The sequence below is a fragment of the Ureibacillus chungkukjangi genome (assembly GCF_044795995.1).
Taxonomy (GTDB): Bacteria; Bacillota; Bacilli; order Bacillales_A; family Planococcaceae; genus Ureibacillus; species Ureibacillus chungkukjangi.
In genome coordinates this window covers 3,673,394-3,685,318 of sequence record NZ_CP085009.1, presented here as the reverse complement: position 1 = coordinate 3,685,318, position 11,925 = coordinate 3,673,394, and the positions used below count along the sequence as shown (strand labels likewise).

Here is an 11,925-nt window from a genome sequence, read left to right as displayed (position 1 = left end):
TTATCTCCTTTGAAATTGGGTGGGTAAAAATCCATCCAATTGGACCTTTTTTCTATTTATAGCACATGTATGATAGAGAGGAAAGGGGTTAGAGAGATGGAACCTTTGTTACATGGAATTTTACTTGCATTTGGACTTATTTTACCTTTAGGGGTGCAAAATATCTTCGTATTTACTCAGGGCGTTACCCAACCCAGCATAGTTAAAGCATTGCCTGCAACAATTACCGCTGCAATTTGCGATACTGTATTGATTGTACTTGCCATTTTGGGACTATCGCTCATTGTTTTGCAATTTGAATGGCTGCGTCTTGTTTTGTTAGTGGGAGGAATCCTTTTTCTTTTATATATGGGGAAGGTGACTTGGACTTCTCCCGCTGCTAATGTCGAAGGTGAAGAAGCCCTGCCGTTAAAAAAGCAAATCCTTTTTGCACTTTCTGTTTCATTGCTTAACCCTCATGCCTTATTAGATACAATTGGTGTAATAGGAACCAGTGCTATTAAGTACAGTGGGCAAGAGCAATTCTTGTTTACATTGGCTTGTGTAGTCGTGTCTTGGATTTGGTTTTTGGGCTTAGTAACTTTAGGAGCAATTTTGAAAAAATTCCACATTCCAAACAAAATTTTTATTTTATTTAATAAATGCTCAGCTCTTTTTATTTGGGGAACTGCTCTGTACTTGCTTATGGGTATTTTTAGTTAAACCCTAAAAAGGAAATCATAAAAATAAAAATGTATTTGAGCCTTTTAAAATCCTGTGTAAAAGCTACGCCTATAGGGTTTTCCACTACAAACTAGGCATTCTCACCAATACATTCGTCTAGAACACAATATCAAAGGTGCATATATTGATACTGAGTTCGACGAAATGAGGAGGTGTTTTAGAATGGGTAAAAGTGTTGGCGGTGATTTCGGTTACGGAACTGGTGAAAACGGTTCATGGTTCGCTTTATTAGTAGTACTATTCATTCTTCTAATTATTGTTGGTGCTTACTACTTCGGTGGTAGCGGTGGATACGGCTTCTAATATTTAACAAAGTAGAAAAAGCTAGCCCTCCAAATTTTTTGGAGGGCTTTAGTAATTAGTACCGTACTTTAAAGTGTCCATGATTCGGAACAGCTTTAGGGAAGCAAGCTTGTAAATAGCCCTTAAATAAAAAAGGAACTGTTTGAGTTGCTTCATAAAGGATTTCTCGATTTTTTAATAAAGGAAAATCAACCCCGGTTAAACGATAGCTGTTGAATACTACCTGATAATGTTGATGCATTCCAAGTGGCTTACCCTCGAAAACTATCTCCTGTACACGTTGCCCCACTGGCTCCTTCACATCAAATACATAAGAAATTCCGCCCCAGAAATCATATTGATAGGCTTGTTGGGTACCAGGGAAAACATTTGTACTAAAATCAATTTCGCCAGCTTTATTGAGTGCTAAAACGGCGGCACTTAACTCCATTAATTCTTTTATTTCAGCCCCTGAAAGTGAAATGACCTGTAACTTATGCTCTCGTGGAGAATTCTTAAGTAAAACCCGATTGGTTATGCTACCTTTGAACCCACCTTTCTCCAAATACAAAAGATCACAAACAGAAATTTCGGCATTTGTAGCTTTGAGCTGCATGTCATGAGTTAGCTGTATAAAAGGATGGCTAGAAAGCCTGGAGGACAATAAACCCTTATATGAATAGTCATCCTGTATGTATGTGAGCTCTTGATCTAACCATTCTTCAACTTCTGCTGGATAAGAAAATTGACTATCCTCTAGTTGATGGAAGATTGCATGACTATGTCCCTCTTCAAAATCGATTTGAACCTCGAAAAAACCATTGCTGTGAGAAGTCGGTTGAATAATCAAAGTGTTCTGCAGCCTTGTATTTATATATAAATGCTGGTGACCAGTGATAAGTAAATCAATATCCTGAATCGTTTCTAGAATTTCATTTGCTTGATTTTCACCGGTTCTCGCTTGGAATACAGCCTCTGTTGAAGGGTCCTCGGAAAAGCCTCCATGATAGGAAACGATGAGATAATCAGGTTTTTCATGCTCTTTTACATAATCTACCCAGAAATGCAGTGCTTTTAAAGCGTCCTCAAATATTAGCTCCTTCACATATCCATGCTCGTCCCACATAGGTGTAAAGTGAGTAGTAGCACCTACAATGACAAACTTTTTTTCGTTAATGTTTTGCACGTAATACGGTTTAGCGAAGTCTTTGATATTGCAGCTAATCCAAGGAAAACGACAATCAGAGCGTAATTTTTCTAGAGCTAGAAGACTGTTATGAAATTCATGATTTCCTAAAATCGCAATATCATAGATTTGATTTGCTAGCTCAATCATTGGATGCTGGCTTTTTTGGATGTGCTGATAATAAAAAGTGGCTGGACTACCATCAAGAAAATCTCCGTTATCAATTACTAAATCAGCATTTAAGGATTTCATTTGCTTGACTAATTTCTCAAAACGATCGAGTCGTCCATGGATATCACTCGTAACTAAGATGGAAAAGGACATATTTTTCACCACTAATTCTCTGTCTTTTTTTATCATATTTTTAGTATAGCAAATGAAGATTTACTCATTTACATAATATTAGAATTTATGCTACACTTATCTTCGTAAATTAAAACTATATATTGTGTTTGTTTTAACTAGGTACTACTACATGTAGTTTAATAGGGAAGTTCGGTGTAATTCCGACGCTGTCCCCGCAACTGTGATGCTGACAATGATTCGATACCACTGTGTTTTCATGGGAAGGGAATCAAAGGGTGAAGCTAAGCCAGGAGACCTGCCTAGTAAAACAGATCATTCATTTCTTCGGGGATTGAGAAATGGGGACGTACCCTTTTTCAATTCACTTAGGACGTTTCCATTTTTAGGCTATCTCTTTTCGAAGAGATAGCCTTTTTATTTTGAAAAATTACCACAAGGAGAGAGATTCGATGAAATTATATACAAAAACGGTATGTCCAAAATGCATGTGGGTAAAATCAGAGCTGGAAAAAGCGAAAGTTATAGTCGAAGAGGTCAATATCGATCATGAACCACATGAAAAAGAATTTCTTATTCAGTCAGGGTTACTAACAGTTCCAGTTTTAGAAATTGAAGGGCGCTTGATAGGGGACGTTAAAGAGATCATTTCGCAAATCGAGTTGGTTGCACAATGATTGCTTACGCAAGCAGAACTGGGAATGTACGTTATGTCGTTTCCAAAATACAGGGTGAAGCCGTGGAGATTAAAGAAGGACTTCAGCTGGACAAGCCTTATTTATTAATTACTTATACAGATGGGTTTGGAGATATTCCGACAAAGGTTGCCCAATTTTTAGAACATAATGGCTCTCTCTGTAAAGGTGTTGTAGTCAGTGGCAATAGCAACTTTGGTCATCACGTATTTGGTGGAGCAGGAGACAAAATAGTCTCACGCTATCAGGTGCCATTGGTACGGAAAATAGAATTGCGTGGATATCAAAAGGATTATGAAATGATTCAACAGTTTTATGAAACGAGGGTGATGTAATGAAGACGTATTTAAAGTTAAATAATGATGTGCTCAATCGCTATAACACAACGGGACAATTAGAGCTAGAAAAGGATCGTGAGGCTACACGACGTTACTTTTTAGAATATGTGAACGTTCGCTTGCGGTACTTTATCGATATTGAAGAAAAGCTTCGTTATTTAGTAGAGGAAGGTTATTACGAGAAAGAGTTTATTGAACTGTATGACTTAGAATTTATTAAACATTTATATAAAAAAGCATATGATTACAACTTTCGCTTTCCCTCTTTTATGAGTGCAAGTAAATTTTACGATAGTTATGCTATGAAGAGTCGTGATGGTGAAGAGATTCTTGAAAAATATGAGGATCGTATTGTGATAATTGCGTTGTATCTGGCTCAAGGAGATGCAGAATTAGCAGAACGAGCTGTGGAGGCGATGATGGAAGCCTATCAACCTGCTACACCAACAGCTTTAAATAGCGGGAAGAAGGCACGTGGGGAACTAGTAAGCTGCTTTAAGCTATCGATGGACGACTCTATGAATAGTATTGCTGAAAATATTGGCTATTGTTTGGAGCTTTCACGCCTTGGTGGTGGGGTGGGTGTTAACTTAACGGACTTGCGCCCATTAGGAGATCCAATTAAGGAAATCCAAAATCGGGCAAGTGGTGTAATACCGGTTGCTAAGCTTCTAGAAAATTCCTTTAGTTATTCTAATCAGCTCGGCCAACGTAACGGTTCGGGCGTTGTATACTTAAATATTTTCCATGCTGATATTGAGAATTTTATTTCTTCCAAAAAACCAAATGCAGATGACAAAATCCGTTTAGCGACATTGTCTACTGGGATAATTATTCCGAGTATTTTCTTTGAACTGATGAAGCGGGATAAGGATATTGTGCTCTTTAGTCCATACGATATTTACAAAGAATATGGAAAAAGAATGTCTGAAATTTCAATTTCGGAAATGTATCACGAGCTACTGGATAATCCAAGGGTTCGAAAAATTAAACGATTAAATGCGCGAAAGCTTTATACAGAAGTGAAAAAAGCGCAATTTGAATCTGGTTACCCTTTTGAAATTTTTGATGATAACGTGAATGAAGTGCACCCACTGAAAAATATTGGGCGCGTTCAAATGTCAAATCTATGTACGGAAATATTACAGGTGCAGCAAAAGAGTATTATCACAGATCAAGATGAACCGAATGACTATGGTTTGGATGTATCCTGTAATCTAGGCTCAATTGATATGCATGAGGCAAGTAAGGTAGCTGATTTTGGGAAGTTAGTTGATACGGCAATGAGGCTGTTAACGAATGTATCCCAAATGACTTATATCAAAAATGTACCATCTGTTGCTAAGGCAAATAAACTCATGCATTCAGTTGGTCTCGGTGTGATGAATTTGCACGGGCATTTAGTGACGCAAGGCATCATGTATGGCTCAAAGGAATCTATTGAATTTATAGATGGCTTTATGGAAGCTTTAAACTATTATTCTCTAAAAAGCTCGATGGAGATTGCGAAAGAGCGCGGAGAGACTTTTTATGGATTTGAAGAGAGTGAATATGCAAATGGAAACTATTTTGACTCGTATATCAATAAAGAGGAAAAGCCTTTCCAGACTGTTACAATACGAGCCCTAGGGAATGTGCCGATTATAACAGCAGCAATGTGGAAGGAGCTAGCTAAAGGTGTGAAAAAGTATGGTTTGTTCAATAGCTATAGAATGGCTGTTGCTCCTACTGGATCCATAAGTTATATAAGATCCTGCACGGCTTCCATCGCCCCCTCTACAGAACGCGTGGAGGTACGCGATTATGCCGATAGCCGCACCATTTACCCAATGCCATTCTTAAATAATGATAATGCTCACCTCTATGTTGAAGCATATGATGTCAATGCTTATGACCTAATCGATTTATATGCTGCTGCCCAAAAGCATGTGGACCAAGGGATTTCGATGACGCTCTATGTAACGGATGCGTGGACAACTGAACAGCTAGCCAAAATCTATATCTATGCTTGGATGCGCGGCATTAAATCAGTTTACTATGTACGTCAACGATTACAAACATTAGAGGAGTGTATAGCATGTCAAATATAATTTATGAGGCCGTCAATTGGAATAAACCGACAAGCGAGCTTGCACAAGTTTTTTGGGACCAACAATGGAAGCAGATTTGGTTCCCAGAAGAAATTGCAGTTAGTAAGGATGTGAAACAGTGGCAAAGCTTTGAGCATCAGGAAACATACAAAAAGGTATTTGCTGGGCTTACACTCCTTGATACCGTACAAACTAATATTGGCATGAACCAAATTGCTACCTATGCAACAGATTTACAGGAAAAAGCTGTTTTCACTGTTTTCGGGGCTTTTGAAGCCATCCATGCAAAATCTTACTCTTATATTTTCACTACTCTATGTACAAACACAGAAATTGACGAATTATTTGAGTGGGTAAAGAAAAACGAATATCTTCAGTACAAGGCAACTAAAATTGCGGATATCTACAACAATATAGAGGAAGGAAATTCAGAAAGCTTATGGAAGGCGATGTTCTCTTCCGTTATGCTAGAGTCCTTCTTATTCTATTCCGGCTTTTTCTATCCTCTCTATTTGGGCGGTCAAGGAATCCTGCGTAATTCAGCAGAGGTCATTTCGCTCATTTTACGAGATGAATCTATCCATGGAGTTGCAGTGGGCTTCTTTGCTCAGAATTTATTCAAGCAATTTTCGAAGCAGAAGCAAGAGGAGCTAACGGTTTGGGGATATGACCTTTTACTGGATTTATATCAAAATGAAATGGACTATACTGATGATTTATATGCAGAAACGGGCCTTTCCCCAGATGTAAAGGCATACGTACGCTATAACGCCAATAAGGCCTTGATGAATGTTGGCTTTGAAGCGATGTTCCCAGAGGAGGAAGTAAATCCAATTGTGATGAATGGGATTCGCAATGAAGGGTCTACTAATGACTTTTTTAGTCAAAAAGGCTCTTCCTATGCCAAAGCCAAAGTAGCATCTATTACTGATGAAACCTTTAATTTTAAAAATAGAATTTAAATATGAAACTCATAAAGGCTAAACTCTTGCTTTTGTGAGTTTTTCTTGCAATACATGTCTATATTTGTAGAACGATTTTTAAAGGAATGTAGTAATTTTTTGCGAACTGTATAGAGTAAGGGGTGATATGTATGTCAGATATAGCGGTAGTATCGGATACATCAACTGGTGAAGACCTTATTTATAATACGGTGGCAGTTAGTAAAATAGTAGGTGTTCAGGAAAGAACTCTAAGGAATTATTGCAGGCTAATGCAAAAGCATCATTACGACTTCCAAAAGAACAAAAATGGACATTTCATTTACTATAAAAAAGACATTGAAATGATTAAAAAAGTAGTCGATCTTAAAAACTCTAGCTCCCTGACGATCAAACAAGCTATAAGTGAAATCCTTGGTACAACTCCAGACGAACTAAAAGACAGTCTACAAAAAAAATTCACAGAAATGCACGACATAAACAATCTTCTAGAGGAATTTTCAGTATTTAAAAATGAGCAAATGGAATTCAATAAGAAGCTTCTTGAACAGTTAATTCAACAAGAGCAAACCTTCAAAACGAGTATTGAAGAGAGAGATAAGAAATTAATGTTTGCCATGAAGGAATCTATGGAAACAAGAAGGCAGCTTGCAGTAGCAACTGCTGAAGTAGAAGCGGTAAAGGAAAGGGAGAGAAAGAAAAAACGATGGTGGCAATTTTGGAAATGACAGAAAATCAATTTAATAGCGATTAGCGGTAGCTTGCGAATGATGATGACGCAGGCTATTTTTGTTTTTAAAGAACTATTTACCAACTACTGTAAATTGGAGTATAGTAAAGTTTATAGAATTTTTAGAAAGAAGGGCTTCGATGTTAGCTGATATTAATAAACGCCTCCAAAAACTCATGCCGATCCTAACACCCCTTAGCTTGATAATTGGTGTATTACTCGAGGATATAGGTGGGCAATTAGCATTTCTTGTTCCTGTGTTATTCGCTTTTATGACCTTTGCTGGTAGTTTAAGCATGAATTTTCAAGGCCTGCGAAGCTTCATGAAATACCCCTGGGTTATCCTCACTACCATTGCATTTTTACATATTCTTATGCCTGTTTGGGCGTATTTTATCTCAACCCTCTTATTTGATGATCATTTATTAATCATAGGCTTTATTCTTTCCGTTGCCGTTCCTACTGGAGTAACGAGCTTTATTTGGGCGAGTATTTGTAAGGGGCACCTACCGCTATGTTTATCAATCATTTTAATTGATACAATTCTTTCACCAATTATCCTACCAACCTTAGTTCATTTTGTAGTAGGGGAAAAAGTTGAAATTAACACAATGTCCATTATGCTAGATTTAATGTGGATGATTGTATTACCCTCGATTGCAGCTGTTTTACTGAATGAGTGGACTAAAGGAGAGATCAATCAAACACTGGGGAAAACACTAGCCCCTTTTCAGAAGCTGAGTTTGTTTTTAATCGTAGGTATCAATAGTAGCGCCATTGCACCTTATTTGAAAAATATAACATGGGAAATCATTTGGATTATAGTAGTAGTTTTATTACTAGCCATCTCAGGCTATATAATGTGTTTGCTATTGGGTCACTTCTTATTTAAAGACTTTGAGGTCATTACAACTATTGTATTTACAGGGGGGATGCGTAATATTGCCGTCGGAGTAGTAATCGCTAGTACTTACTTTCCACCAAAAGTGGTTATGCCGGTGGTCTTCGGAATGCTCTTCCAGCAAATACTCGCCTCACAATTTAGTAGAGTGCTAGAGAGGTATAAGGAAAAATATAATGAAAGATGTCTTTCAAAGGAAGAGCTGCTAAAACATGAGAGCTCCTCTGTCTAAGATTAGAGATTTATTAATTTAATAGTAAAGAGTGGGAGGTATGAACTAATATATCTCTCATTTTTGTTCAACAAAAGTCCTTGTTCGGCTACTTTTGTTCTATGGCTAAGTATTCAGAAAAATGTTACTTTTGTTATAGGAATAAATTTAGAAGGAGTTGTAAATCACATGGGCATAAAAGCAACAAGAGGACTTTATGTAGGAAATTTATTGGTAATTGTTCTTTTGATAGCTAATATTTTATTCACGGCATCAATGGAAATAGTGATCATAAGTGCGGTAGGAATCGGTATATTAGTAGTAGGTACACTCTATACATATAAATCTATTACAAGACCTTTAAAAGAAACGTTAAAGATAGCAAGACAAATTACAGCAAGAGAACTTGAAATAGATAAAGCACCAAAAGTGAAAAATGAATTTGGGGAGCTGTCTCAATTTTTACATGAGATGGGGGAAAATCTTAAATCAATCTTCGTTCAGTTAAATAGTGTGTCAGATCAATTAGTGACATCATCAAGTAGTTTAAAATCCTCAACTGAGCAAACGAATGTATCAACTAACCAAATGGCTGCATCTATTCAAGAGGTTGCTAGCAGTGTAGACATACAAGGTAAAAACATTCAGGAAAGTGCTACGGCAATGAGTGAAATCACTATCGGGATTGGTCGTGTTGCCCAAACTACAAATAATGTGGCTGAATCTGCTTCTGAAACGACAACACAAGCAAATCTAGGAAATAATTATATCCAAAAAATCGATGAACAAATGAACTCAATCTATAAGGTGAATCATGAAACGAATTCAGTTATGAAGGAGTTAGAGGATAAATCTACGAAGATTGGTAGTATTATCGGCGTTATTACTGGAATTGCTGACCAAACTAATTTATTAGCATTAAATGCAGCCATTGAATCGGCACGTGCAGGTGAGCATGGAAAGGGATTTGCGGTTGTTGCAAACGAAGTAAGGCTTTTAGCTGAACAATCAAAAGAGGCTTCAAAACAAATTGAAGAAATTATCAAGTTGATTCAAGAAGATACAAACCAGGCTTATGAAATGACGAACAAAGCAACAATAGAGACAAAAAATGGATTAGAGCTAGTGCAGATTACAGGGAAAACATTTACTCAAATCTTAACATCAATTGAAAATGTAAGTGCTCAAACTCAAGAATTATCTGCAGTAGTGGAAGAAATGTCTGCAAGTACGGAACAAGTGAATGCATCGTTCGAGGATGTGTCACAGCTAGCTCAAAACTCTACATCTAAAATGGCAGAAATTGCAGCAGCATCTGAACAAAATTCGTATGCATTAAATGAAGTATTCTCTTCGACTGGTGCCTTAGCAGAAGTTGCAGAGCAGTTGCAAGGAATGGTAAAGAAGTAAGAGGCTGATTAACTTAAAGGAGTGTCAAAGCCGGTACGTTCGGATGACACTCTTTTTTGTTTTAACTAAAAGGAATAGCAAAGTCATGATAATTCTAAAAATTCAAATAGTACTAAATACACTTTATTTTTAGATAGTTATTAGCTACAGTAGTGGAATAAATTGAGGTGTATATTTTGAAGGGGTTAAACTATTTCCATCCATTAGTATGGAGTATTTTACTTGGTACTATTTTTACAAGGGCAGCAAGCTTTATGACCATTCCATTTCTTGCTTTATATCTGCATAATGAGTTACATGCTACGCCATTAGTGATAGGAGTAACATTAGGTGCAGCCCAATTATTTGCCACCTTTGGAGGAATCTTTGGGGGATATTTAACAGATAAATTAGGCAGAAAGCTTGTCATTATTTTCACTATTTTTGTTTGGAGTGGCGTATTCATAGGCTTTGCTCTAGTTCAAAATGTGTTGTTGTTTATAATTCTTAGTAGTTTAAATGGCTTGTGTCGCTCCTTTTTTGAACCGGCCACACAAGCACTAATGATTGATTTCACAGAAAAAGAGAAACGTAGAAGACTATTCTCAATTCGATACACTAGTATCAATATTGCTGGTGTAATCGGTCCGGTTTTAGGAGTATGGATTTCAAGTTTGTCAAGCGCAGTGATGCCTTTTGTTATTACGGGAGTGATGTATGCTGCGTATGGATTTGTTCTTATCGGCTTATTGAATCATTTTGAAATGCGTCAACAACTTGCGTCTGGAAGGCAGACTCTTCCCCAAATGCTAAAAGTGGTAGGTAAAGATACGAAGCTTCTTCTATTACTTGCTGGCGGTGTGCTAATCAGTCTTGGTTACTCCCAATATGATTCTACCTTGCCACAGCTAGTTAATCTTTCGGTAGAAGAGGGAGTGAAATTATATTCTATTTTACTCGTTATCAATGCTGCCATCGTTTTATTGTTACAGCTACCAATAAGCGTGTATACGGAAAAAATCTCGTCCTTCAAAAGCTTGAGTTTTGGTATGTGTTTCTTCGCTGCAGGTTTTATCTTATTTAATATGGCATCGAGCTGGGCATTGTTTATTATTGCAATGATTGTTTTTTCGATAGGTGAGATTTTTGCCTTCCCTATGATGAATGCAATGATTGAAGAAATCGCACCAGATACACAAAAGGCTACATATTTAGGCGCATCCCAACTTAAAAATCTCGGCGGCTTTATCGGACCGATTTTTGGCGGGTGGCTTCTAACTCATTACATTGGAGAAATATACTATGTTATGGCAGTCATCGTATTGTTAAGTCTCGTATTTTATAAAAAGGCACTATCTATGAATAAAGCAATTTGATTGTGGAGGGGTTTAAGCGTGAATGACAGGTATCCAATTGGAAAGTTTTCGTGCAGTGAAAGTATTTCTTCTGAAGAGGTACAAGGATGGGTTGACGATATAAAAAGTTTGCCAGCTAAATTAAACGAAGCCTTAAAGGAATTAGATGTGAAAGTGCTTGAAAATACTTATCGTGAGGGTGGGTGGAGCATCCGCCAGCTTGTCCATCATATCGCGGATAGTCATTTGAACTCCTATATACGCTTTAAATTAGCTTTAACCGAGGATAATCCAACCATAAAACCTTATTCAGAAGAGAAATGGGCAGAGCTTTCAGATTCCACTCTCCCTTTAGAAGTATCCTTATCTTTGATTCAAGGCTTACACGAAAGGTGGGGATTCCTGCTTGAAAATCTCACACCAGCTGAACTGGAAAAAACCTTCACTCATCCAGAATCTGGTGTTATTACCTTAAAGGAAAACATCTGCCTCTACGCATGGCACGGGAATCACCATCTAGCTCATATCAAAATCGCACTTGAAAAATAAAAGTGTCACTCCTTATCGAAAGAGACAGGAGTGACACTTTTTTTGAATGAACTGAGTATGGAGCAGTTTATACGGGAGATGAAGTGGGTTACAAGTAGTGAATGCTGATGCGATGCAGTTCATATAGGAGATTATAAGTAGAAAATGCCGGTGTGATGCAGTTCATATGGGAGATGAAATGCATTGCGAGTAGAAAAAACAGCCACGATGCAGTTCAACCAGAGAATGAACT

At 37.3% G+C, this 11,925-nt stretch carries 12 protein-coding genes and 1 riboswitch; of the genes, 11 read left to right on the top strand and 1 reads right to left on the bottom strand.

Annotated elements, in window-relative coordinates:
- Positions 1-96 precede the first annotated feature (96 nt).
- A complete protein-coding gene (locus tag LG296_RS18190) occupies positions 97-702 on the top strand; it encodes a LysE/ArgO family amino acid transporter (RefSeq protein WP_107934676.1) in 606 nt (201 codons plus the stop codon).
- 183 nt (positions 703-885) lie between these two features.
- Positions 886-1,026, top strand: coding sequence for a YjcZ family sporulation protein (locus LG296_RS18185; protein ID WP_107934677.1), 141 nt, complete (start codon positions 886-888; stop codon positions 1,024-1,026).
- A gap of 55 nt (positions 1,027-1,081) precedes the next feature.
- Here the strand turns inward: LG296_RS18185 and LG296_RS18180 are convergent, their stop codons facing one another.
- Entirely contained in the window at positions 1,082-2,551 is a 1,470-nt protein-coding gene (locus LG296_RS18180) for a bifunctional UDP-sugar hydrolase/5'-nucleotidase (protein ID WP_107934678.1), read from the bottom strand.
- Positions 2,552-2,637: 86 nt separating this feature from the next.
- Positions 2,638-2,815: riboswitch (cobalamin riboswitch) on the top strand.
- A 131-nt stretch (positions 2,816-2,946) separates the two neighbouring features.
- On the opposite strand from LG296_RS18180, the gene LG296_RS18175 reads away from it, so the two are divergent.
- The 9 genes from LG296_RS18175 to LG296_RS18135 all read left to right on the top strand — a co-directional run bounded on the left by LG296_RS18175 (position 2,947) and on the right by LG296_RS18135 (position 11,693).
- Positions 2,947-3,171, top strand: a complete 225-nt coding sequence (locus LG296_RS18175; RefSeq protein ID WP_107934679.1) for a glutaredoxin — start codon at positions 2,947-2,949, stop codon at positions 3,169-3,171.
- Positions 3,168-3,524, top strand: a complete 357-nt coding sequence (gene nrdI / locus LG296_RS18170) for a class Ib ribonucleoside-diphosphate reductase assembly flavoprotein NrdI (protein WP_107934680.1) — start codon at positions 3,168-3,170, stop codon at positions 3,522-3,524. Before LG296_RS18175 ends, nrdI begins: the two co-directional genes overlap by 4 nt.
- Positions 3,524-5,617, top strand: a complete 2,094-nt coding sequence (nrdE, locus tag LG296_RS18165; RefSeq protein ID WP_107934681.1) for a class 1b ribonucleoside-diphosphate reductase subunit alpha — start codon at positions 3,524-3,526, stop codon at positions 5,615-5,617. The genes nrdI and nrdE overlap by 1 nt, the downstream gene beginning before the upstream one ends.
- Positions 5,605-6,579 (top strand): class 1b ribonucleoside-diphosphate reductase subunit beta, encoded by a 975-nt coding sequence (gene nrdF / locus LG296_RS18160; protein ID WP_107934682.1) that lies wholly within the window; start codon positions 5,605-5,607, stop codon positions 6,577-6,579. The genes nrdE and nrdF overlap by 13 nt, the downstream gene beginning before the upstream one ends.
- 131 nt (positions 6,580-6,710) lie before the next feature.
- Entirely contained in the window at positions 6,711-7,286 is a 576-nt protein-coding gene (locus tag LG296_RS18155) for a MerR family transcriptional regulator (protein WP_107934683.1), read from the top strand.
- Between the two features lie 142 nt (positions 7,287-7,428).
- Positions 7,429-8,421, top strand: a complete 993-nt coding sequence (locus LG296_RS18150; protein ID WP_107934684.1) for a bile acid:sodium symporter family protein — start codon at positions 7,429-7,431, stop codon at positions 8,419-8,421.
- A gap of 168 nt (positions 8,422-8,589) precedes the next feature.
- On the top strand, positions 8,590-9,810 hold the full coding sequence (locus tag LG296_RS18145) for a methyl-accepting chemotaxis protein (RefSeq protein WP_107934685.1): 1,221 nt from the start codon (positions 8,590-8,592) through the stop codon (positions 9,808-9,810).
- Between the two features lie 176 nt (positions 9,811-9,986).
- The gene (locus LG296_RS18140) at positions 9,987-11,165 is read left to right on the top strand and encodes an MFS transporter (protein ID WP_404427243.1); all 1,179 of its coding nucleotides are present in this window, start codon (positions 9,987-9,989) and stop codon (positions 11,163-11,165) included.
- An 18-nt stretch (positions 11,166-11,183) separates the two neighbouring features.
- The gene (locus LG296_RS18135) at positions 11,184-11,693 is read left to right on the top strand and encodes a YfiT family bacillithiol transferase (RefSeq protein ID WP_107934686.1); all 510 of its coding nucleotides are present in this window, start codon (positions 11,184-11,186) and stop codon (positions 11,691-11,693) included.
- Positions 11,694-11,925 lie beyond the last annotated feature (232 nt).

Excerpts from the sequence above, each read along its gene's own strand:
- LG296_RS18185 (WP_107934677.1), top strand. The coding sequence starts at position 886 with ATGGGTAAAAGTGTTGGCGGTGATTTCGGTTACGGAACTGGTGAAAAC.
- nrdI (WP_107934680.1), top strand. The coding sequence starts at position 3,168 with ATGATTGCTTACGCAAGCAGAACTGGGAATGTACGTTATGTCGTTTCC.
- LG296_RS18155 (WP_107934683.1), top strand. The coding sequence starts at position 6,711 with ATGTCAGATATAGCGGTAGTATCGGATACATCAACTGGTGAAGACCTT.
- nrdE (WP_107934681.1), top strand. The coding sequence starts at position 3,524 with ATGAAGACGTATTTAAAGTTAAATAATGATGTGCTCAATCGCTATAAC.
- LG296_RS18150 (WP_107934684.1), top strand. The coding sequence starts at position 7,429 with ATGTTAGCTGATATTAATAAACGCCTCCAAAAACTCATGCCGATCCTA.
- LG296_RS18145 (WP_107934685.1), top strand. The coding sequence starts at position 8,590 with ATGGGCATAAAAGCAACAAGAGGACTTTATGTAGGAAATTTATTGGTA.
- LG296_RS18175 (WP_107934679.1), top strand. The coding sequence starts at position 2,947 with ATGAAATTATATACAAAAACGGTATGTCCAAAATGCATGTGGGTAAAA.
- LG296_RS18190 (WP_107934676.1), top strand. The coding sequence starts at position 97 with ATGGAACCTTTGTTACATGGAATTTTACTTGCATTTGGACTTATTTTA.
- LG296_RS18180 (WP_107934678.1), bottom strand. The coding sequence starts at position 2,551 with ATGATAAAAAAAGACAGAGAATTAGTGGTGAAAAATATGTCCTTTTCC.
- nrdF (WP_107934682.1), top strand. The coding sequence starts at position 5,605 with ATGTCAAATATAATTTATGAGGCCGTCAATTGGAATAAACCGACAAGC.